This is a genomic window from Vibrio sp. 10N.286.49.C3, from assembly GCF_041469545.1.
Classification (GTDB): Bacteria; Pseudomonadota; Gammaproteobacteria; order Enterobacterales; family Vibrionaceae; genus Vibrio; species Vibrio tasmaniensis_A.
In genome coordinates, this window is record NZ_JBFRKT010000021.1 from 1 (window position 1) to 23,058 (window position 23,058).

Below are 23,058 nucleotides of genomic sequence, written 5' to 3' on the forward strand. Positions count from 1 at the left end.
CAATGATCACGGGTATAGATAACAAGGGAAATGACATTAACGAAAGCAGAGGAGGTGTGACGACGAAAGAAACGAAAAGCAGATAAGTGGTTGATAAGGTTGCTATCACAACCTTATCTTGGCCTCGCTCGCCTTGAGAAAAACCTCAAAGCGATGTGCCCTTCAAATGGAATCGTACAATTTAGTCAATAAAGTGGCTTCAGGCCTGTTCAACGCTCGGGATTTAGTGCTGCATGTGCAACAACTTAGTCCTTATTTGTTATATCCACATCATATTATCGATTAATTAACCTAGCATTCTTTAAGGTCAATTACATACTCAGACATTAGGTTTTTTTTATATCCAAGCTCTGCTGGACATTCCATTAACCCTTTAGGCTCAATAATTAAAGCATAAGTCGCGTAATTAATAAAAAAACCAAAAACTAAACCGGTAATAAACGACGCTTTCAATTTCCTACTGGTTGGTTTTGCTTCCTTTAAAAAAGCCACTTCTACAAATCTATAACCGAATATAATTAAAATAGTAAAAAAACCAGCAAACAAAATACCAATAATGTAACCTATAGGTTCGTATAGAACCTTCGTTACATTAAAAATAAAAGGAGATAGAAAATTGGCACAGACCCACCCATATAGTAAGATGATTGCAGGAGCAAAAATAAACCACAAAACACGGTACATCATTCTGATAACCCCAAAACTTTTTCAATAAATTTACTTTCGAAATCAGTAAGCTTGTCGACAGTCCAAACAACTGTTGAGCTAATAACTAAAGTAACACCGGAGTATAAAGCCGTCGCACCCAATATAGGGAAGAAATATACGGCACCGATAGCCAAACCAGAAACTGCTAGGATATTAACAAATATTTTAGCCTGATCTACACCTAGCTTTTTCAATGTATATTCATCATTCACTATAAATTGAAGTACATTTATTCCAGAGCCAACCAATATCTCCATTGGGGCGCTAACCTTAACAAACCTAGCCATTCCTTTTACAGAGTCCAAAGCACCTAAACCTAGCTTTATTACTCGCGCATTATCTGCTTTAAATACGCCACCGTGAAGCAAGCTCTGTGACCATTTGTCATAGTTTTTAAGAACGACATAATCAACACCATCAATGGTTTTAACTAGTGCGGTAACACCAACACCACCCAAAGCTTTAGCGGTTTCTCTTGCATTATAAAGTCCAGTAACAGTATCTTTTACTGTTTTAGATTTATCGAAAGTATCAAAGAAAACTGTCCACTCTGCAGGTTCAAGTACTGCGAATTTAACAACATCTTGTGTGTATTCTATATTTATCTCTTTTTCACCATCTTTTGCTAACGGGTTATACGGAGGCCAGTACATATTTTTAGGGTTGATTGTAACTTTTGATTCTTCTTTGAATTTTGGTAGCACTAAATACAAAGGCTCAAGGAATTTTTGCTTTGGAAAAGCAATTATAACCTCTTCAACAGCATCATCCGAAACACCCTCGATATCTTGAGTCTTGCCGTCAATTGGGAGTACTTTTTCTTGTCGAAGACTTCCAAATCTACGCTCTGCCCCATTATGGAATAATGGGCCTTGTTTACTTACACCATTCCACTCAATAACAACGCCACTTGGGAGCGTTGCTTTAAAAGCCTTACTTCCACTCTCTGGGTTTGGCTCTGCTTGAATAACAGGAAGCTTTTCACCGTCACGGTGAAAAGCAATTAAATCTTCCTTACCACTTTCATCAGTTTGAAGTCGTAATTTAAGCTCTGTATTTACATTCGATAGTTGGTTAAATTCTTCACGGTTAATCAAGTGCTCGGCTTTCATGCCCGACGCACAAAATAATAAACACCACGCGGGAAGAACCTCATCATCATTATGAGTTATTCGCCAAGCACCTAAGTCGCTTAATGCCATATCCACCAAGCTAGTACCAGACAAAATTTTCAACTCTTGCTCTGGTGTCATTTTGGAAAATCGCTTCTTAAAGTCAGTGCTTTTCCCTGATGTTAACACCGCAACTTCACCGTATTCTCTTAATGGGATAGATTGCGTTTTATCAACATCAGGCATAATACTCGAGGCGAAGCATTTTTTAGAGCTTGAACTAAACAACTCAGATACCGTTTTCATTACATTAGAGGTGGCATCACTAGATGCTAATGAATTAGTATTCGCAGTTTGAGGGTTGGCCGCTTCAGTTTCCGCTGCTATCGCATTTTGACGAGTCACTGCCGCATCTGTAATTGCTGGAGTCACGCCTTTACTACTTCTTGCTTCTGCATCATAGGCTATCGACCACTTAGGAAAGAAACTGTCTTTGGTAGCCTCTTGATAACGAGCATCTTCTATACCTAACGGTTGCGTTCTATTTGGGGAGTCATGCGCCATAGAGTTAGGTGGAAATATACTATTTTTCGTTGTCATCGCAGTGCTTACCTATAATAAAATACTGACGCTAATTCTATCATTGGAACAAGGTGACTATCTCACTGAATTAACAGTTAAAACACCTAAATGAGACAGCTAGGTGTGCCGTCCCACCGAGCCGAAAAGCATTGATAATAAGAAGAGTGGCATTGACGAAATCAAAGGAAGCGTGACGACGAAATAAGCAAAAAATGGCTGACTGGTTGATAAGATTACTATCGTAATCTTACCTTGACCTTGCTCGCCTTGAGAAAAGCCTCAAAGCGGTGCACCCTTCAAGTTCAATCGTACAATTTACTTAATAAAGTGGCTTCGGGCTTGTTCAACACTTGGGATTTAGTGTTGGCTGCGCAACACCTTAATCCTTATCTGTTAGCTTTCAATCGATAAATACAACTTTCACATCGTATTCCTTGCACACGTTTTCTACATGCGTAATATTAATTTTCTGTGTACTATCAAATAATACCAAAACCTTAGACTTACTTTGTCTAAATACTGAATACGCCAATAGTTGTCCAAGCCCAGACTTCCAATGCGATTTACGCTTTACTTCATAAATAGTACTTTCATTCTCGCAATCGATATTCCCAACAGGGGTTTGCGTTTCAATATCTAAGGTTTTATCTCGTAAACACATTTGATCAACGACTCTCGCTTCCAATGGAAACCAATCAAAATTTGAGTTTCTATACCGATAAACCCCACTTTCATCGGTAAAAATGCAGCTATGCCTTTTTAGGGCATAAATTTTAGATAATTTCTTACTGTAACAATCTATCTTACTTTTTTTGCCGTCTATCCATATGACTGTTGATTTAGGCTCAATGTCTAGTTTTTTATACAGGCTTTGATACATTGGTTTTGTAGCGAGTGAATTTAGCCACCGCCTTGGATGTACAGGTAGTCTGCCCTCAGATTCGAGCTTTGAAAACTCTTCATATAGATCAAACTGCAATTGCCCCATTAAGTCTCCCATTGAAAGCTAACGAATGACATGGATTCCCCCTACCGAGAATCTGCCACACTTATGTGGTACTTAAATGCATCGGAGGGCACCATGTCTGATTATTCTTATTTCTGCGGTATCGACCGAGCTAAGAACCACTTTAGCCTTCATGCCGTAGACCAAATGGTAAAGTTTTACTTCATAAGTCAGTATCCCGCTCTAAACCACTGACTACAATAGCAAATATGCCACTCATGCGTATAGGCGTTGAAGCGTGTGGTGGTGCACATTATTGGGAAAGAGTAATCTAAATTATGACGTGGCTATCTCCAAGACAGTCCGACACCTTTTCTCGATAACTCAGAGGCTTGATGGCTTCTGTCTAGCAAAGTTGTCTGATATGGTGACGGCAGAACTTCAGCAATAGTTTAGATAGTATTGAATATGAAAACACTAACCATACTTGATGGCGGCATGGGCCGAGAACTCAAAGAAATTGGCGCGCCATTTTCTCAACCGCTTTGGAGTGCTCAAGCGCTGATTGAAGCACCCGACTTTGTTAGCCAAGCGCATCAAAACTTTGTCGATGCAGGTGCTGAAATCCTGATCACCAATAGCTACGCGTGTGTGCCTTTTCACTTGGGTGAAGAGCTCTTTGAACAACGAGGCTTTGAACTAGCCGCGCTGTCTGGTGAGCTGGCTAAAGCAGTTGCTGACAAGGCTTGTCAAACAGTGAAAGTTGCGGGCGCGATTCCACCGCCATTTGGCAGCTACCGACCAGACTTATTTAAGGTCGAAGAAGCGGCGCCAATCATTCAAACCCTTTACGATGCGCAAGACCAAAACATCAACCTTTGGATAGCAGAAACCATCTGTAGCCTGCAAGAGTTCGAATCCATTCATGCGATTCTTAAGCAGTCAGATAAACCTTGTTACTACGCATTCAGTTTGGAAGACACCAAGGGCGATTGTGCCAATATTCGTTCTGGCGAAAGCGTAACAAACGCGATCAAACTTGCCTGCCAATCAAACGCGACAGGCATAATGTTTAACTGCTCAGTGCCTGAAGTGATGGATCAAGCCATTATCGATGCTAAGCAAGTGATTGGTGAGCTAGGTAGTGATTTAGAAATTGGTGTCTACGCCAATAACTTTGCACCTATCAGCAGCGAACATGAAGCTAATGATATGCTTCAAGAGATACGTGAACTGGATGGCCAAGGTTATTTAGTTTACGCAAAACGCTGGCACGCGCTGGGAGCGAATATTATCGGTGGTTGCTGCGGTATTGGACCAAAACACATTCAAGCCCTAGCCGATTGGAAACGCCACACACAGAGCTGATCCAGATCTTCAACTAGAATAAAATAAATAGAGAACAGGTTGAGAAATCTGTTCTCTATTTGTATGTGACGTCTCTGAGTACACTGATACAAAACAACGATTTGGAGCAACTGATGAGCGACACGCAACGCAAAATTAAATGGGGTATCGCAGGGCTAGGTAATATCGCTAATCGATTCGCAACAGCTGTAACCGAGCACTGTCTGCATGGTGAATTGTATGCCGTTGCCGCAAGGGATCACTCACGCGCAGCTACGTTCGCCAATAAGTTTGGTTGCGACAAGGCTTATGGATCTTATGAAGCCATGGCGAATGACCCAGCAGTAGAAGCGGTTTACATCGCCACCGTTCATCCATACCACCAGCCACTTGCTGAACTGTTTCTAAGCCATAAAAAACACGTATTGGTCGAGAAGCCCGCTTTCACCAATCTTGATGATTGGCTGGAGATGAAAGCTCTCGCAAATCAAAATGGTGTTATGTTGCTAGAAGCAATGAAAACCGTGGTGTTTCCCGCGTATCGTGAGCTCCAATCATTCTTGGTCGATAACAACATTCAGATAGATTCAATCGAAGCCAGCTTTGGTAACCATCATGACTATGAGCCCGATTTGTTTATCTTCAATCCGGATTTGTCAGGCGGAGCAACGCTCGATGTTGGGGTCTATGGGCTTTGGTTCTTCTACGATTTGTGTCGAACGCTGGGTGTGAAACCTTCAAAACCTCAGGTAGAGATGTCGTGTCTGTATGAGGGCGCGGATGTCGATACCGATGCGTGCTTTACATTCTCTGGCGATATAAACGGTAAGATATCGGCATCAACAGTGCAGAACCTTCCCCGAACAGCACATTTGAGTGGGCCTGATACCAAGATCACCATCCACGAAAAATGGTGGAATCCGGCCTTTATTGAGATTGAACATCAAGGGCAGAAGTCGACCATCACCAACCGAGTAACGGGGAATGGATTCGAATTTGAAATCGACCATTTTTCAGGATTGGTGCTTCAAGGCAAAACTGAGTCGGATATCCTAAGCTCAGAGATAACCTCTCGAGTTCTCGATACGATGGAAAAAGCACTGATTGACTCTGGCTATCCACATTTAACTCAACCTCGTCGTTAGGAAAAGAAAATTGGGCAACCTTAAGCGCAAGCTTGAACTGTATGAAAAGATATTTCAGGCTTTTGGGCCTGGAGTATCGCATTGTCAGGTCAACCAACTGGCCGCACTGCTGCACGTGAGTGAACGTCATGTTCAGACCTTAATAAAAGCGATGACAGCACAAGGTTGGATTGAGTGGCAAGCCAGCTCAGGCCGAAGCAAGAAAGCACAACTGACGTGTCTGGTTGAGCCCATTGAGGCGTGTTACCAATACACACAAACCCAAGCCGATGCGGGTAATATAGAACAGGTGTTTAGCACCTTAAGCTTCAATGGCCGCAATGCTGGCGCTGAGTTACAAGCCTTTCTAAGCAATACCAATCCGTCGACGCAGAATATCGCGTACATCCCGTTTCACCGAGAACTCGAAGCGCTTCACCCTCAACGCGTGCTTAGACGCACCGAACGTTTCTTAGTTATGCAAGTTTGCCAACGCCTAACCTCCGTTAAGCACGGCAAACTCAGCGGCGATCTGGCTTATCATTGGCAGCCTAATCAAGATGCGACACAGTGGCACTTTCAGATTCGTAATGGTGTTCACTTTCATAACGGAAGAACTCTCGAACCTCAAGACATAGCGCGCAACCTTAACTCACTCTGCCAAAGCAAAATATGGCGTCGCTGTTATCAGCATATTGATGAGGTCTCTGTCTCGGCAGGCAATGTGGTTGTCGTAAAGTTGAATCAACCTGATTGGCATTTACCGCGCTTACTTTCCAGAGTTGAAGCCTCCGTATTCGATCACTCGTCACCGGCTGATAGGCTGATTGGATCTGGCGCGTTCTCATTGGACATATTCTCTAGCAAGATGTTGAGATTGAGCCGTAATAGCACCTATTCACACAGCACGCCGATTCTCAATCGAGTCGAGTTGTGGGTCTACCCGGAATGGGCAGAGAGCAAAGCCTGTGCTCAAAATCAGGTGTGCGTAAAACTGCCCGAGAAAACGACCACAGTGACAGGCGGTGACCATTCTTTCCAACCGGATTTCGGCTCAACCTTCTTTAAGATTCAAAACCCGATGTTGTCGAACACCATTCGTGAATTCACCGTTGAAGACACCTCTGAATGCCAAACCCTTTTCGAGCAGTTGTCTAAGTCTGGCGACCACAAAACCAACGTGGAATATGGACACTACCTAACTAACTACCTAACTACCAAAGACGTCGCGCTATGCAGCATTATTGATGAGAACGACACCTTCACTTCGTGGTTAAGCTTTTTCACTCGCTTCCCGTTTGAGGACTTAGCACTGCCAGCTGAGATGCTAAAGAAAATCGAACAAGGCTTAGCCTCAATAAAAAGCCAGCCAAACTTTGAGTTAGCGATGAATGCACTGTTAGCACTCAAGCATTGGTTGAATGACTCTGGAGTTGTGGTTGAGCTTAAGCAAGAGTCGTTCAACTTAGAGGTTTCTGATAAAATACACAACGCACAAGTCAATGGTTTCGGTTGGTGCGAACTCGACCAATTATGGACCAACCATTTGTGATTTATGGCTAGACAAGTTTGCTAGCCTTACCTACTTTTACATAATAGAGCTTAGCCGACGATCGCATAGCTGTGACTTGAATCTGAGCCACTACCAATACGCTCTGCAGAGACTGGTTGTATTACCGCGACAATATGATCTTTCTTCTAGAGAAAAACCTAAAAACCTGCTTCGGTCAAAAAGCAGGATTGTGTATTAAAATCATCAATTAGCCGAACGTTGAGCCAATACTAACAGCGAGTTCTAACCTTGGATGTGAAAGTAATAGCGGCCACAATTAGCGCGCAACACACCAAACTCACGCCTAAGTTTTGCACCATACCAACAACGGCCAGTCCAGAGCCAATCATCAAATAATAAAGCAAACCTAACACCGCGCCAGCGCTGCCTGCTTGTGAACGGTACTTAACCAAAGCACGGCTTAAAACGTTAGGAATTGCGATACCAAACGCCATCACCACCAACATCATTGGCAACAAGAACCCAATATGATGCTGCATCGCTAACACGCCCAAAGAGCCAAACATCAACAAACCGCAGGCAACGCTGAGTAATGTATTTTGAGAAAAACCTTTGTCTAATAGTATCTTGTTCAGGTAGCTACCTAGGAATGTACCTGCTCCCAAAACAACGCCGCTATACCCAAACATCTCTGCACTGAGCCCAAGTTCTGAAAAAGTAAAAGCGCCTAATTGGTAATAAGAAAACAGCGCGATGTTGTACAGCGCCACCAGCATGGCAGAGGTCCAAATTTGGCGATCTTTTAACATCTTAAAACCCAGCGCTTTAAGTTGCATTGGCTGTTTTGACTGCTGAGTTTCTGGAAGCATCTTTACATTGTAAATTAGCACTAACATGACCAATGCAAACAACGCAGAGAATACTGCTTGGTGACCGCCCACATGAACGAGCTGACCACCTAAGAGCATCCCGACAACAGGGCTGATCGATAGTCCAATTCCCATAAAACTAAAAACCTTAGCAAGCTCATCACCACTAAACACATCACGGAGCATGGTTTGTGTCACCACAGAACCAACGGCGATACCAAATGCACTCGTAGCTCTCGCCAACATCAAAACAGTAAAGCTTTCGGTTTGCATTGCCGTTATTGCTGAACAAGCAAAGATAGTTAACCCGAGCAGCATGATTGGTCGTCTACCCCACTTATCCGCCAAGATTCCCCATACCACCACACCAATCGCTAACGCCGAAAAGTAAACCGAGAGGGTTTGGGCGGCTTGAGCGTTGGTCACAGCAAAAGACTGCGAAATAGAAGCTAAAGCCGGGCTATAAATGGTCTCTGCAACTTGCGGAAACATCAGTAGCACCATCATCTGCCATAGCGAAGGTTTTGTTTTCATCATTTATTCCAATATCAATCAACTTGACGGGCAGTCTAGTGGAAACTAACCTTGACTCGTTAACAACATTAAAACCAAAAACATCAAGATTGGGACAAATGGCATTCATCAATGAAACAACCGTATTTGACGTAGATTCAATCGTTGATGCAAATGGCATCAAAGCAAACGTCGTGGGGATTGCTGCAGATCTCGGACAGCATGATTCTGGAACCCATCAGCACAATAAAGGGCAACTTCTTTACGCGCCATACGGCTGTATTACGCTCACGCTTGACAATGCACTGTGTATTTTACCGCCGACCAAAGCCGTGTGGATCCCGCCACACGTGCCGCACCGAGCGCAGATGACCAATGTGGTCTCTTATCGTTCTTTATATTTTGATACCGCTCTGTTCGAGTGCCCGACAGAAATCACAACAGTCAAAGTCGATGATTTATTGAAAGCACTGATCAACAAAATAGCGCTGTGGGATTGGGATATCGCCATGAATAAAACAACCACAACTTGTACGTTGTTCTGGGAAGAATTCAATCAAGCGAAGCAGCAATCTTTGGTATTGCCACTGCCGACAGATCGCCGATTAAAACGTTTTAGCGAGCAAGTTGGAAGAGAAGATTTCTTGCTTCCACCACTCAATGAACTCGCTCAATCGGTTGGGGCGAGCACTAAAACTATCACGCGATTATTTAGGGCTGAAACAGGAATGACTTATCAAGACTGGCGTCAGCAATGGCGACTCATTAAGTCGATTGAGCTACTCGCTCAACACTTACCTGTCAGTGATGTTGCCCATCGTCTTGAATTCTCTTCAGATAGCGCCTTTATTGCCTTTTTTAAGCAACAAACAGGGCAAACACCGTTGGCTTTCACTAAGTTAAGAACTTAACTCTCGCTCCAAAATTCACATATTCCCTCTAATCTCAGAAACAAAAAACCAGAATATGCGTTCTGGTTTTTTAATAGGTATTCAACTAATCAAGTGCTTTAGTTGTGACTGACAAGTTGTGACTGACATCAGGAGTGTCTTGGGTCTTATTGACTATCAAATCTCGGAGCCACTTATGGCTCGGCTCTGAATCGAAATATTTATGCCACAACAAGAACAAGCCTCCTGGCACCAAATCAACCGGGACAGGCTTCATCACTAACTCTCCGCTATCAATGTAATCGCGTACTGAGTTGTATGGGTAACACATAAGTAAATCACTCTGCTTACACAGCTTAATGGCACTGGTGATGTCTGAAACATTAGCGGCTTTGTTGATTTCAAGCTGCTTTGAGTTAAGCACTTCCATCAATAACCAGTCACCCGCTCCACCCGTCACCAACTGTATGTGTCGATACTTCAAGAAGGTGTCGAGGTTCCACTCTTCCTGCAAGGCTGGGTGGTCATTTCGCATCAAACACACCGAGTAATCCAAGCACAGTTCCACGTAATCCAACTCATCAGGAATACATTGCACGTGGGTAGAAGCGCGCTCATCTAACTCAAAGATACCGATACCAAAATCCACCTCACGTTTGAGTAAGCGCTTGAAGCTATCGCAGCTCCACGTTGAACTGTTGATGGTGATGTGAGGCGCATCTGCAAGTGCCGTAGGCATAAAATGCGGGTAAATCGCCGTGTACGCCGTTTCGACAAGGTCTATAGTAAAGGTACGCTCACTGTCTTTGGGGTCGAAGACTTCGGGAACAGTCAGCTTTTCGATCTGCAGTAGAATTTGGTGGATCTTAGGTGCTAACGCTAGTGCTTTGGGTGTTGGGAATAGACCCTTTGATTCACGCTCAAACAGCGGATCATCAAACAAAGCTCTGAGCTTAGTGAGCTGTTTACTTACCGCAGACTGGCTCAAAAAGAGTCGATCAGCCGCTTTGCTCACACTTCGTTCTTCAATCAGAACGTGCAAGCAAAGCAGCAAATTCATATCGCATTTAAGTAAGCTTTTAACATCTACCATGATATTCCCTAAATTCAGGTTAATGATGATTAATTGTCACTTTAAATCATATCATTGTCTTGGTAAATTTAGCGCATGTGAGTTAAAACACTCAAAGAATAATAGAATTAAGGAATACTCATGGATTTTCTAGCACTACCAAAGATTGATTTACACTGCCACCTAGACGGAAGTGTTCGCCCAGATACGATTATTGACCTAGCAAAACAGTACAATATCGAACTACCTGAAGATCGCGACGCGGTTGTTCAATCTCTAACTGTGCCAGAAGATTGCAAAAACCTAGATGAATACCTGGCTTGTTTCAGCCTGCCACTACAAGTAATGCAGACTGAAGAAGCAATTGAACGTATCTCTTTTGAGCTTTACGAAGACGCTGCACTAGAGAACGTTAAATACCTAGAAGTTCGCTTCGCACCAATCCTGCACGTAAACAAAGGTCTGTCTCTTGATACGATCATTGCAAGTGCAGTAAAAGGCATGAAGCGCGCTGAAGAGAAATACGACATCAAGGGCAACTACATCATGTCTGTGCTTCGTATGTTCCCTAAAGATTCTATCAAAGACGTAATCGACGCAGGCCAACCCTACCTAGGTAAAGGTGTTGTGGCGTTTGATATCGCAGGCGGCGAAAAGCCAGGCTTCTGTGCTGAATTCCCTGAATACACACAATACGCTCTTGAAAAAGGCTACCGCATTACCGTGCACGCTGGCGAGCAATGGCATGGTCAAAACGTTTACGATGCAGTGACAATGCTTGACGCTGAACGCATCGGCCACGGTGTTCACATCCAAGGTAACGAAGACGCATACAACATCGTTAAAGAGAAGCAAGTTGCGCTTGAAACTTGCCCAACAAGTAACGTTCAAACTAAATGTATTCACAAATTCAGCGACCACCCAATTGCTGAATTCAAGAAAGACGGCATCGTTGTTACGATCAACACAGACAACCGTACTGTGTCGAACACAACCATGACCAACGAAGTGAAGCGTGTGTGTGAAACATTCGACCTAACACAAGAAGATTACGCTGAAATCTACAAGTACTCAGTCGACAGCGCTTTCGCTTCAGACGAAGTGAAACAGCACCTAATGGGTTTCGTTGAGCAAATCTAATTTGGCAAAGCGCGCCTATGGCTGAATAGCTAGGCTCACTTAGCATTAGTGCTTAAAGGCACAAAATAGGAAGAGAAAGGCTGACGCTTTTCTCTTTTTTTATGCCTGAAAATCGCTAATCTTGCAGTATTCGTCATTTATACCAATCACAGTAAGTAAGTGATCATAAATAGCGCAGGAAAAAGGCTTAAGAACAAGGCAGAAATTTTCGATAAGTAGTTATTCTACAATCAAAATTTCTAACGTAGTTATTGAGCGTTTTAACCAGCTAGGATGACCAGTTATTTACTACGATTGGTATTAAACCGAGACTCTCGGAAAGTGGGCAAGCATGAGTAATACAAACGTTAAAACTGAACTAGAAAAGATGCTATCTGGGCAAGTATATGATGGTGCAGACCAAGAAATTGATACCATGCGTTCCAATGCCAGAAAGTCGCTAATGGCTTTCAACAACTACCAAGATCCAGACCAGCAACACACATTGCAAGAGCAGCTATTTGGTAAGGTTGGTAGTAGCAGCTTAATCCAGCCCCCTTTTCATTGTGAGTTTGGCAAAACCATCGAGATTGGCGACGATACCTTCATTAATATGAACGTAGTAATGCTAGATGGTGCGAACATCAAGATCGGTAACAATGTTTTAATTGGACCAAGTGCGCAATTCTATACGCCATCACACTCCCTTGTTTATCGTAGCCGCCGTAAATGGGAAACCTTCTGTTTACCAATAACAATCGAAGATGATGTGTGGGTTGGCGGTAATTCAGTGATCAACCAAGGCGTGACTATTGGGGCTCGTTCAGTGATTGCAGCTAACTCTGTGGTCAACAGCGATGTACCACCAGATTGCCTATACGGCGGCACACCTGCAAAATTGATTAGATATTTGAATACTGAACAATAAAGCTAAATAGAAGAATAAAACGTATCAGTAGAATGAAGCTACTTAGAACAACGAATACAAAAAGAGGCGATGTTCATATGAAATATCACCTCTTTTTAACCGATTCATTTTCGCTTTTATCAATCTTTTCTATCCGTCATTTTCTACTTAGCTTTTCTACTTAGACTATCTGCATAGAGAAACCTGACTAAATATAGATAATTTGAGCACTTCGCTACATGATCACGTCAATTCGACGCCAAAAGCACGTAGTGCGTTCTCGCATTGCACAGCATCACTAAACTGGATACCGGTAATACCTACAGCTTTCGCCCCTTCTACGTTGTAAGGTATATCATCAATGAAGACAGTTTCTGAAGCTTCAAGAGCATTATTAGACAGCAGCGCTTGGTAAATTTCAGGTTGAGGCTTGAGCATACCCAACTCTGCCGATACCGTTGCTCCATCAAACAATGGCCAAAACTCGTAGGTGGCTTTTAGATACTCAACAATCTCAACCACGTTATCGGTTAACGCATACACGGCATAACCTGCTCGTTTTACTTGCTTGATGAGGTCAACAGAACCGTACAGCAAGATCTGCGTTTGCTTTACGTAGTAGAACAGGCGATCGCACTCTAATGAAGATAAATCTAACTCTTGTTGGTAGCGAAGTTTGGCCTCACTTTCGGTTAAGAACCCTTTGTTCAAATCCAACCAAATCGTACTTTGGAAAATTGAACGCGCTTGGGTTTCCAGATCATCAAGTTCCCCGAAAGTCAGGCGAGTAATTTCTAGCGGCGACCAACGTACAATCACATTGCCGACGTCAAACACGACATTTTTTATTTGATGAGAACTCATACCTTACTCCTGAATTATTCGCGTAAAATAACAACAACACCGACATTAAATGCCGCATCTCAAAGTTCATAACCTTGTTTTACAAAATGAGGAGTGAAATCACAATATGTCATCGAGCAGGTACGAAAAAGGCCATCATAAAAATGGCCTTTACACAGAATTTTTTGCAGTCTCAACCCTACAGATCAAACGTTCAGTTAGTCGATGGGATGGGCTCACCGCTCTTTATTTAAGCAGCATTCACTGATGATGTGACCTTTTGCTTTTGTTCAAAAAACTCTTCATGTAATGCACAAATGGCCTCTTGATACTTATCGTCGCTCACAACAAATTGTACATTCACGTTTCTCATCGACGAATGTAACGCAATGGGCGTAACACTATTGCTCATCAAAGCCAATACGCCATTCGCTAGCGTTTTATTGGTGTCAATTTGAGAGCCGATCGCCGAAATGATAGCGACCATACGTCCCGAAATAGATGCTTTCGGATATCGCTTCTCTGCCTTATAAAACACCTTATTTAAACTTTCTGAACTACCGCCTAGATAATACGTAATAGAGTTAGCATTCATCTCTTTTCCGATAAGATTAACTCTCGCATCCGCGATAATTTCCATTAGTTCATAACTGACGTTATCAGCCTTACCGACCATCCCCTGATCAAATACATGCAACGCATATACTTTCTGTTTTCCGGCAATAATCTCTATCTGATTGGTGTCTGGGCGGTAATCTGAAGAAATCAGTGTACCTTCATGCTCTGGCTCAAAAGTGTTCTTTATTTGTAGTTCGATTCCACTCTCGCGCAACCCTGCTGCGGCATTAGAATGAATAGCTTCCATACCAAGGTTTGCTAACTGATCGGCAACATCATAATTAGTCGCTCCAATTGGTTTAACTGAGCTAACCCCAACGACTTTTGGATCGGCCGAACTAAAGTGATACTCCTTATGAATAATAGCCAGTGATGCCTTGGTCATAGTCGCGATACAGCTAAACGTCATCTCACTGTAACCACGATCATAAGTATGCATCAAACCTTCTTTACAATAGGCATAACCCGTCACTATAGGTAGCTCTTCAGCCACATTTATGTCTGAAAAAGCGTCTCTGATGGTATCGTCCAAACTCTGAGGAGTCTTGTTATCCCAACCAGAAAGGTCAACAAAGGTTGAATTAATACCAATATTTTTCAATTTAAGAGCCGTATTGTACGCACTATGTGACTCGCCAATTGAAGAGAGAAACTCGCGGATCTGAGGCAAGTAATGCCTCAATGAAAACTGACCGTATTGACACGTTTCAAGGATATTTGTAATACAGTTCTTCGCTTCTGAAATACGCGACCGGATGAACTTATCAGCACGCGCACGATTCATAGGATCTGCAAAAATATGCTCGTTGATCAACAACATACGGCTTTCAATGTAAGATAACGCTTCTTCCCAAGAATCATCACGCATTGCGATCAATTGATAAACACCTGGCTTGCCTGTTTTTTTGCACTCCAAAAGTGCATCTGTCATCCCGCTATAAGCTGACACAACAAAAATTCGATTGTACGGATTTTTCGGGCGGAGAATAATATTGTCGAGCACAGCATCAAATGCTGTCATGGATGTACCGCCGATTTTTTCTACGGTAAATGTCATAAAAGACCTTAGTTATAGAGAAGCAATAAAGACTAGATAAATGGAAATTGGGGTGAGATTTCACCCCAGAAAAAGTCGGTTAATCAACCAGAGGATAAACGCCGTTTTCATCGTGAACTTCAGCGCCAGTAATTGGCGGATTGAATACACACGCCATAACCATTTCTTTGTTTTTATACGCACGTAAATAGTGTTCATCGTGCTTATCAAGGATATAAAGCGTCCCAGGTTTGATGGGATAAGTCTCACCACCAACCACTTCAATTTCGCCTTCACCACTCATGCAATATACTGATTCTAAATGGTTTTGGTAATGAATATGTGTTTCCGTCGCTTCATAAATTGTCGTGATATGAAATGAAAAACCCATGTTGTCATCTTTCAACAACATGCGAGTACTTTCCCAATTATCCGAAACGATACGTCTTTCGCTATTGCGACATTCATCAAGTGTTCTAACAATCATTTTACTGTCCCTATTACGATACTTTCTTGAAATACTTAGTTGCTACAATTTCTACTGAATCTTCGAAGATGGTTAAACCTTGCATCAGTTCCGATTCAGATATAGTCAGTGGGCAAAAGAACTTCACTATTTCATCGTTAGGGCCAGCTGTTTCAATGACCATACCGTTTTCAAAACACGTTTTGGCAATTTCGTCAGCCGTGTTTCCATCTTTACATTCAATGCCAATCATCATTCCACGTCCCTTACGTTGAACGAATAGCTCTGGGAAACGCTTGATATTGCGTTGAATGACATCATCGACCATGCTTGAGCTACGTTGAATATGATTTTCAAAATCATTATTTGACCAATACATTTCTATCGCTTTCGTAGCGGTAACGAACGCATGGTTATTACCACGGAAGGTGCCGTTGTGCTCTCCCGGCTGCCATTTGTCTAATTCAGGCTTTAATAAAACGACGGCCATCGGTAAGCCATAACCACTTATCGACTTAGACAGCGTGACTATATCTGGCTTGATACCTGAAGGTTCAAAGCTAAAGAACGTACCCGTTCGACCGCAACCCGCTTGGATATCATCGACAATGAGTAAGATATCGTGGGCTTTACAAATTTTATTTAAGCGCTGTAGCCACTCATTTGAAGCAACATTCAATCCACCTTCACCTTGAACCGTTTCCAATAAGACGGCTGCAGGCTTATCCATACCGGCAGAATTATCAGCTAACATCGTTTCGAACAATTTTAATCCATCAATGCCAGCGTAACCCTCAAATGGCAAACGCGTAACGTTGTTAAGGTTTGAACCCGCGCCTTGTCTATGATGTTGGTTACCTGTAGCAGCCAGTGCACCTGCAGTACAACCATGAAAACCATTGGTAAACGCTACAATGCTGCTTCGGCCTTTTACTTTTTTAGCCAATTTAATCGCGGCTTCAACGGCATTAGTTCCTGTTGGACCTGTAAATTGAACTTTATAATTGAGGTCTCTTGGTTCTAGAATTAAGCGAGTAAGCGCTTCTAAGAATTCAGCTTTGGCTTCTGAATGCATATCTAAGCCGTGCGTAATCCCATCCATTTCAATGTAATCAAGTAAGGCTTGCTTAAGTATTGGATTGTTGTGACCGTAATTGAGAGATCCTGCTCCAGCAAGAAAATCAATGTAACGATCACCTTGTTTTGTTTCAAGCCAGCAGCCTTTTGATTTACTAAAAGTAACTGGAAAACTATTCGAGTATGAACGTACGTTAGATTCCTGCTTTTTAAAAATATCCATGATAATGCCGTTATTTAATTCCTATAAGTGTTTGATTATTTAAGGAGGATTCGATAGAGGTATTCGGTATCGTGCTGCCCGTTAAAGTGAAGATTTTCATCTAAGAAAGTAGTCACTTTCCCGGTGTTACCGTTTTTTTTGTCCAGTTTTTTGAACAATGCCCAAGACGCTTGGTTTGATTTAGTGATAGTCGTTTCTATCGCTTCAATGCTCTTTAAACCCTCTCGTTTAAGTAAGGTGTTTAGCATCTTGTAGGCTAAAGCATTGCCTCTAAACTTAGGCGCCACCGCCACTTGCCAAATAAAGAGAACATTGGGCTCACTGGGTTTTTGATAACTAGAAATAAAGCCAGCAAGGTCACCTTCATGCTCCACTAAAATACAAGTTTTACTAAAGTGAGTAGACTGCAAGAAATTGCAATATGAAGAGTTAGTATCTAATGGAGGGCACTCTGAAATTAATTGATAAATATTGTTGCCATCCGAAACTTCTGGCTCACGAAAATTCCATTTTTCAATCATTTTTTCTACAACCTCTGGATACAAGATCCAAGGCGCTGACGTAATCATACCGAGACATTTCCTTTGAACTCTAATTAAATTCCTTTTAATTATGAGCATTTCCCATACACAAAGATCAACACATTAGCGCTAAAAATCAAATTTTAGCTACACAGATCACACTTGCGTAAGTATTATATGTATTAAATAATACTTTGAGTTCTAATGTATTTATTGGGTCGGTATAAATTTGAGAGTCTTGAAGGGAATAGACGAAAGGAAATCGTTAGTGCAATTCATAAAATACAGCGTTCAAGTGCCTGAGTAGGAAGGATAGGAATCAGCAAAAATATCGACGACTCCAATACTGAATAAGGTAAACAGTGACGCTCTAAAAAGAGATGGCTTAGGCTCTAATATTGAAACGCAGATACCTAAAACAAAAAAACCTAGCGTGAGATAGCTAGGTTTTTCAAGTAAACATAAATTGGCAATCAATCAAAAGAAACAAATTCGAATCACTGAGTTAATCGCGAATTACTTCAGGGGATCATTATCAGGCAGAGCCTTGTGGATCCATAGTGCTAAACGCTTCTTAATATTCGCGCCATCAAGCTTACTTTCAGGTAAAGGCGTGATCTGATTAACTCCAACGAGAAACAAGTACACAGCCTTAACTTTTATAGGTTGAGATGAGTGTGGCAAATCAAAGCCTTGTAACTTTGCCATTTTAGAACCGACTTCCAGAGCTTTCTTGAGCAATTTATCTTCATTAATGATCTTCGCGGTTTTCGACATATCATCTCCATCATCTTAATCGAATGAACACTGAGTATATCAAACCGAAAGACTCACAAGATTACTTCGCTCTCAGTTTGAGGAGTCGCTTTGATAAATAACATAAAATTAATCGTCACGTAGATATCAATGTTAATTTCAATAACATTGACGAGACAGATAACAATAAGCAATGGAACTCTTATCAATAATCACTCCCTGAAGAGTACGAAATACCACTACAATCAAATACCCAACAACTATCATATAATGCACTGTTATTTAACTAGTTTTATATTAACTTTGCTTTAATCACATTTACCGTACCCTACAATGAAAAGTAATTTACAAAGTGCTCATTAGTAAAATAGAATAAAAATACTAATATTATACTGGTGTTAAAAATGCGTTATCGTTGGGCCTCATTCTGTCATAAAAATCCAATTATCGGACGAATCGTTCATGTCTTTGTTATGTTGGTAGCGGTAGCTTCTATCGTACTTCCATTGATGTCAAAAGACGCAACAACGATCTTAGTTTCATTGTGTGTTGCACTAGTATGTTTCGTGTTGTTTGTCTTCTTTGCACTGGCCGACAAAATGCGTTCAGGAATGCACTAATCAACTCAATATCCGCCAAGCATTCTCTTTTCTAAACTTCATTATAAAATGCATGCGGCCAAATACGGAAAGCCCAAAGTTATTAGCTTTGAGCTTTTCTTCTAACTGCTGTGGTTGATTACGACCGAGTGATACGACAACCGAGTTTTACAGCGTGATATGCAGAATTGGAAAATCAATCAGGCATCACAACAATACCCATGGTTTCAAGCAACTGCTCTTGTTGCCAAGCGACAATCTTAATCCCTGTCGTATCCACTTTGCGAGGGTCTAATCCTTCTAATTCCGCATGACACAAGTTAGCCCCCTGCATACTGAATTGCCCCCATACATCTTCGGAGAACACGCCTCGGCTTAGATCAGACTCTTTCAGTGACGCACCGCCAAGGTAAGTCCCTATCCAGCGGTTTTCAAACAACTCACACTTTTCCAAGCAGGCCTGCTCCAAGTTGGCATATGACAGGTTACAGCCCGTAATATATGCAGAGCAAAAGTACATCCTATTACTTACTTGATTGGCAAAGTTAGCACGAGTAAAATTCGCTCCTTTTAAATCGCATTCACGCAGCTCAATCCCATAGCAATTCGCATTACTAAAGTTCGCCATCGCCAACTGGCAATTCTGGAAACTTGCGTCTCGTAAATCGGCAATATCAAAGTGGCATCCCTCAATATCGCCTTGTTCAATAAACTTACAGTTAATAAACGTTGCATCACGTAAGTTCGAACGTCTGAAATCACAACGGATAAACGTACAGGCCGTAAATGTAAGCTCTGATAGATCTTGCTGAGCAAAACTGTGCTGATGATAAGTGCTGTTATTGGTATCCATTTAGCCCCCTAAAGAAATCAAGCTAAGACTACCATTGTGATCTTAAGAAAACATCAAATTAAAAACCAACAAAAACAGCAACTTAAAACACCCTGTTTTGGCCATTTTAAGGCACCAAACGAGCCATTTAAGGTTGTTATTTTCGTTTTATGGCATGCGCTTATCTTGAAAAAAGTTTTGTCGCTTAGAAGGGGGGAGATTAGACACAACGAGAAGATCATCATATGTCAGCATAAACTTGATGCCATAGCCTATATAGATACCTTCGCTTGATACTTAGTCTTTCGAAAACCTTAGCTTATATCGATAGGCTACAACTAAAAGATGATTTTTATTAGTAAAGTCAGAAAAATTGGGAGGCCAAGATCAAAAAATGGCCGCTTGATGCGACCATTTTATAACTCTTTAAACTTTTTCTTAGCTAGACAATTTAAAACTACGTTAGCTCTTGACGACGTTTGCAATGCCTTCAAGCTGTAGAACTGGAGCTGCGTCGATGTCTTCGGCGTTCATCATTGCAGACACGCGTTGCATCGAAGAAAGTAGTAGGCTTTGCTCCCATGCTTCTAAATTTTGGAATTTTTTAACGAAGTTATCTTGTAGCGGTGGTGGCGCATTGTTAAGTAGCTCTTGACCTTTTTCAGTCAGATTTGCGTGTACTTTTCGGCGATCTGACGAGCTGCGAACACGTTGTACATAGCCGTTCAATTCCAAGCGATCGATGATCGTCGTTGTCGTCGCTTGACTCACATTAGTTTGATTAGACAATTCTTTGATCGTCACATTACCCATCTCTTGGATTGCGCGCATTAAAATCAATTGAGGGCCAGTCAAACCATACTCTTTACTCAGCTTCTTCGAGTGTAAATCGATAGCGCGAATAATTTGGCGAATAGCGACCAGGATTTCGTCATGTTTGTCCAAGATGCAGACCTTTGTACTAATATACTGTGAATGGTTTTACAGCGTCGAAGCGATGAAATGTCTCGAGTGATTACGTCACGCGCGCTCGAATTACACTGTAAATTGATAAATTACTTCATTGATTTTTCCGCATTGTACTGATGTTCATACTATTCTCAATCTTTTCTATACCACTAAACTTGCGTGGTACGGCACTTTTGCTTAATGAAGGGGGAATGAAAGCTTCAATGAAGACAAAAATAATGAACCAGAGAATACAAACTCAAAGAATAATATATTTTAATAATCATAGAGGTAGAGAGATTTAACCCTCTCCACCCAATAAAAAACCAGCCTCAATAGCTAAGCTGAAAAACGAAATTTTACGCAGCGGTATTCATCTGAAAGTTACCCGTTAGCGCATTGTAAAACTCGCTGTTATCCAAAATCCCTACCAATTGATTGTTTTCAACCAACAGAATTGGGTGGTTACTGATCTGCTTAAGCTTAATCGCATCACGCATACCAATCTCCGGGCTTGTCACTACCACACTAGACGCGTTAATCGCGGTTAGGTCGTCAGACTCGCTCCACTCAACAAGCGCTAAAGTCGATTCACCTTTTACAGACAAAGTACCTTCACTCTGCTCAATCCATAAGTCTTTAGAGTCACAGATCTTCCAACTTTCATATTCTTGTTTCAAAGAATCCAAAGGCTGCATCAACGAACGGCCTTTCAATACGTTCAACGGGTTAGTATGTGCGACAAAATCTTTCACGTATTCTGTTTTTGGCGTGAGTACGATCTCTTCAGGCTTACCATGTTGAATCAGCTTTCCTGATTCCATGATCGCAATGTTATTACCAATCTTCAGCGCTTCGTCTAAATCATGACTCACGAACAGAATCGTTTTGTTAAGCTTGTTTTGCAATAGAATTAGCTCATCTTGCAACTGCGCACGAATCAGCGGATCCAGCGCTGAAAACGGTTCATCCATAAGAAGAATGTCGGTATCCATCGCAAAGGCACGCGCTAGGCCAACACGTTGCTGCATACCGCCAGAAAGCTCATGCGGATACTTGGTTTCCCACTCTGCCAAACCCACCATTTCAAGCTGTTCACGCGCTTTAGCACGACGAACATCTTTGGCTACGCCTTGCATTTCTAGACCAAACGCCACGTTATCTAACACGTTTAACCAAGGCATTAAGGCAAACTTTTGGAACACCATAGAAACGCGGTGAGTACGAAGGTGACGCAGAGTTGCTTCGTCACACTGTTCACCTAAATCAACCAGCTTGTCTCCATCTTTGATCGCCAATGAGCCACGGCTGATCTCATTCAAGCCGTTAACTGCGCGAAGCAAAGATGATTTACCAGAACCAGACAAACCCATCAGCACACAAATCTCGCCTTCTTCAACGGTCAGCGACACATTATCTACGCCAACCACTTGGCCAGTCTCATCAATGATCTCTTGACGAGTTTTACCTTGGTCGAGCAGCTCAAGCGCTTGCTTCGGCTTATCACCAAACACAACATCGAGGTTCTTAATGGTAATCGCGTCCATTGTCTTTTTTTCCTGAGAGTTAGACATGATTAAGCTTCCTTCTGGTTTGGTGTTTTGCACAAGCGATCAAGAATGATAGCGACTAATACAATCGCCAGCCCGGCTTCAAAACCTTGTGAGATGTTCACTGTGTTCAATGCGCGAACAACAGGTTTACCAAGCCCGTCAGCTCCGACAAGAGCAGCGATAACCACCATCGAAAGCGACAACATAATACATTGAGTTACACCCGCCATAATGCTTGGTAAAGCAGCCGGTAATTCGACCTTCATCAGCAATTTCATGCGGCTTGCACCAAATGCTTTACCCGCTTCAATCAACTCTTCAGGCACTTTGGTGACGCCTAAGTAGGTCAAACGAATTGGCGCGGCAATGGCGAAGATGATGGTCGAGATTAAGCCAGGAACGATGCCCAAGCCGAATAAAACCAAAGTCGGAATCAGATACACAAACGTTGGAACCGTCTGCATTAAATCAAGGATGGGTCTAAGCACCGTATACAACCAAGGGCGATGCGCGGCCATAATGCCAACTGGAACGCCAATTAATACGGAAATCGTTGTCGCTGCAAACACGAGGACAAAGGTTTCCAGCATTTCTTGCCAGTAGCCAAGGTTTAAAATAGTCAGCAAAGCTGCAACCACGAAAATCACAAGCGAGGGTTTACGGTGTAAATACCATGCAATCGCCGCAGTCATCACGATTGGTAAAGCCGGTGGCATCCACTTAAATACATCGACTAAAAACATAATGACGGTTTCTAGAAAAATCGAAATAGCGTCAAAGAATCCTGCTGCATTGATTGTTAGCCAATCAACACCCGCTTCCATCCATTGACCAACAGGGATTTTGTTTTCCGTAATAAAATTCACAATATTGCCTTTTATTAT

The 23,058-nt window shown here is 42.1% G+C and carries 22 protein-coding genes and 1 pseudogene; 8 read left to right on the top strand and 15 right to left on the bottom strand.

Annotation, left to right across the window (positions count from 1 at the left end):
* Nucleotides 1-291 precede the first annotated feature (291 nt).
* The 3 genes from AB4180_RS09020 to AB4180_RS09030 form a co-directional block, all read right to left on the bottom strand.
* Nucleotides 292-687: a hypothetical protein gene (locus AB4180_RS09020; protein ID WP_102248715.1), complete on the bottom strand. Its 396-nt coding sequence runs from the start codon at nt 685-687 to the stop codon at nt 292-294.
* Nucleotides 684-2,420 carry an S-type pyocin domain-containing protein gene (locus AB4180_RS09025; protein ID WP_198592231.1) on the bottom strand — a complete coding sequence of 579 codons (1,737 nt, stop codon included), beginning with the start codon at nt 2,418-2,420 and terminating at the stop codon, nt 684-686. Before AB4180_RS09025 ends, AB4180_RS09020 begins: the two co-directional genes overlap by 4 nt.
* A gap of 382 nt (nt 2,421-2,802) precedes the next feature.
* On the bottom strand, nt 2,803-3,390 hold the full coding sequence (locus AB4180_RS09030) for a hypothetical protein (RefSeq protein ID WP_102248716.1): 588 nt from the start codon (nt 3,388-3,390) through the stop codon (nt 2,803-2,805).
* Between the two features lie 93 nt (nt 3,391-3,483).
* Here AB4180_RS09030 and AB4180_RS09035 point away from each other — a divergent pair.
* The 4 genes and pseudogenes from AB4180_RS09035 to AB4180_RS09050 all read left to right on the top strand — a co-directional run.
* Nucleotides 3,484-3,680, top strand: a pseudogene (locus AB4180_RS09035) (IS110 family transposase); the annotation flags it as partial.
* Between the two features lie 136 nt (nt 3,681-3,816).
* Nucleotides 3,817-4,716 (top strand): homocysteine S-methyltransferase family protein, encoded by a 900-nt coding sequence (locus AB4180_RS09040; protein WP_102248717.1) that lies wholly within the window; start codon nt 3,817-3,819, stop codon nt 4,714-4,716.
* Nucleotides 4,717-4,829: 113 nt separating this feature from the next.
* Nucleotides 4,830-5,840, top strand: a complete 1,011-nt coding sequence (locus tag AB4180_RS09045; protein ID WP_372081822.1) for a Gfo/Idh/MocA family protein — start codon at nt 4,830-4,832, stop codon at nt 5,838-5,840.
* Between the two features lie 10 nt (nt 5,841-5,850).
* Nucleotides 5,851-7,371, top strand: a complete 1,521-nt coding sequence (locus AB4180_RS09050) for an SgrR family transcriptional regulator (RefSeq protein WP_102248719.1) — start codon at nt 5,851-5,853, stop codon at nt 7,369-7,371.
* A 230-nt stretch (nt 7,372-7,601) separates the two neighbouring features.
* On the opposite strand, the gene AB4180_RS09055 is transcribed toward AB4180_RS09050, so the two are convergent.
* Nucleotides 7,602-8,735: a multidrug effflux MFS transporter gene (locus AB4180_RS09055; RefSeq protein WP_102248720.1), complete on the bottom strand. Its 1,134-nt coding sequence runs from the start codon at nt 8,733-8,735 to the stop codon at nt 7,602-7,604.
* A 98-nt stretch (nt 8,736-8,833) separates the two neighbouring features.
* On the opposite strand from AB4180_RS09055, the gene AB4180_RS09060 reads away from it, so the two are divergent.
* On the top strand, nt 8,834-9,625 hold the full coding sequence (locus AB4180_RS09060) for a helix-turn-helix domain-containing protein (protein ID WP_102248721.1): 792 nt from the start codon (nt 8,834-8,836) through the stop codon (nt 9,623-9,625).
* 85 nt (nt 9,626-9,710) lie between these two features.
* Here the strand turns inward: AB4180_RS09060 and AB4180_RS09065 are convergent, their stop codons facing one another.
* Nucleotides 9,711-10,697, bottom strand: coding sequence for a LysR substrate-binding domain-containing protein (locus tag AB4180_RS09065; RefSeq protein WP_102248722.1), 987 nt, complete (start codon nt 10,695-10,697; stop codon nt 9,711-9,713).
* Between the two features lie 120 nt (nt 10,698-10,817).
* Here AB4180_RS09065 and add point away from each other — a divergent pair, with 120 nt between their 5' ends.
* Nucleotides 10,818-11,816 (top strand): adenosine deaminase, encoded by a 999-nt coding sequence (gene add / locus AB4180_RS09070; protein WP_102248723.1) that lies wholly within the window; start codon nt 10,818-10,820, stop codon nt 11,814-11,816.
* Between the two features lie 331 nt (nt 11,817-12,147).
* Complete coding sequence (locus AB4180_RS09075) at nt 12,148-12,723, top strand: sugar O-acetyltransferase (RefSeq protein ID WP_102248724.1); 576 nt, start codon at nt 12,148-12,150, stop codon at nt 12,721-12,723.
* 222 nt (nt 12,724-12,945) lie between these two features.
* Here AB4180_RS09075 and AB4180_RS09080 read toward each other — a convergent pair whose 3' ends face one another.
* From AB4180_RS09080 to AB4180_RS09105, 6 genes are all read right to left on the bottom strand, one after another.
* Complete coding sequence (locus AB4180_RS09080; protein WP_102248725.1) at nt 12,946-13,566, bottom strand: HAD family phosphatase; 621 nt, start codon at nt 13,564-13,566, stop codon at nt 12,946-12,948.
* Between the two features lie 229 nt (nt 13,567-13,795).
* A complete protein-coding gene (locus AB4180_RS09085; RefSeq protein ID WP_102248726.1) occupies nt 13,796-15,220 on the bottom strand; it encodes an aspartate kinase in 1,425 nt (474 codons plus the stop codon).
* Nucleotides 15,221-15,299: 79 nt separating this feature from the next.
* Complete coding sequence (locus tag AB4180_RS09090) at nt 15,300-15,686, bottom strand: ectoine synthase (RefSeq protein ID WP_009845969.1); 387 nt, start codon at nt 15,684-15,686, stop codon at nt 15,300-15,302.
* Nucleotides 15,687-15,699: 13 nt separating this feature from the next.
* Nucleotides 15,700-16,965: a diaminobutyrate--2-oxoglutarate transaminase gene (ectB, locus tag AB4180_RS09095; protein WP_102248727.1), complete on the bottom strand. Its 1,266-nt coding sequence runs from the start codon at nt 16,963-16,965 to the stop codon at nt 15,700-15,702.
* Nucleotides 16,966-17,000: 35 nt separating this feature from the next.
* Entirely contained in the window at nt 17,001-17,534 is a 534-nt protein-coding gene (gene ectA / locus AB4180_RS09100; protein WP_102248728.1) for a diaminobutyrate acetyltransferase, read from the bottom strand.
* Nucleotides 17,535-18,002: 468 nt separating this feature from the next.
* Nucleotides 18,003-18,263 (bottom strand): DUF5062 family protein, encoded by a 261-nt coding sequence (locus AB4180_RS09105; RefSeq protein WP_009845972.1) that lies wholly within the window; start codon nt 18,261-18,263, stop codon nt 18,003-18,005.
* A gap of 383 nt (nt 18,264-18,646) precedes the next feature.
* Between AB4180_RS09105 and AB4180_RS09110 the strand changes: the two genes are divergently transcribed.
* The gene (locus AB4180_RS09110; protein ID WP_041473012.1) at nt 18,647-18,862 is read left to right on the top strand and encodes a hypothetical protein; all 216 of its coding nucleotides are present in this window, start codon (nt 18,647-18,649) and stop codon (nt 18,860-18,862) included.
* A 175-nt stretch (nt 18,863-19,037) separates the two neighbouring features.
* Here the strand turns inward: AB4180_RS09110 and AB4180_RS09115 are convergent, their stop codons facing one another.
* The 4 genes from AB4180_RS09115 to choW form a co-directional block, all read right to left on the bottom strand.
* A complete protein-coding gene (locus tag AB4180_RS09115; protein ID WP_012600074.1) occupies nt 19,038-19,694 on the bottom strand; it encodes a Qnr family pentapeptide repeat protein in 657 nt (218 codons plus the stop codon).
* Nucleotides 19,695-20,135: 441 nt separating this feature from the next.
* On the bottom strand, nt 20,136-20,618 hold the full coding sequence (locus AB4180_RS09120; RefSeq protein WP_009845974.1) for a MarR family winged helix-turn-helix transcriptional regulator: 483 nt from the start codon (nt 20,616-20,618) through the stop codon (nt 20,136-20,138).
* 362 nt (nt 20,619-20,980) lie between these two features.
* Nucleotides 20,981-22,195, bottom strand: a complete 1,215-nt coding sequence (gene choV, locus AB4180_RS09125) for a choline ABC transporter ATP-binding protein (RefSeq protein WP_102248729.1) — start codon at nt 22,193-22,195, stop codon at nt 20,981-20,983.
* Nucleotides 22,196-22,197: 2 nt separating this feature from the next.
* The gene (choW, locus tag AB4180_RS09130; RefSeq protein WP_009845976.1) at nt 22,198-23,040 is read right to left on the bottom strand and encodes a choline ABC transporter permease subunit; all 843 of its coding nucleotides are present in this window, start codon (nt 23,038-23,040) and stop codon (nt 22,198-22,200) included.
* Nucleotides 23,041-23,058 lie beyond the last annotated feature (18 nt).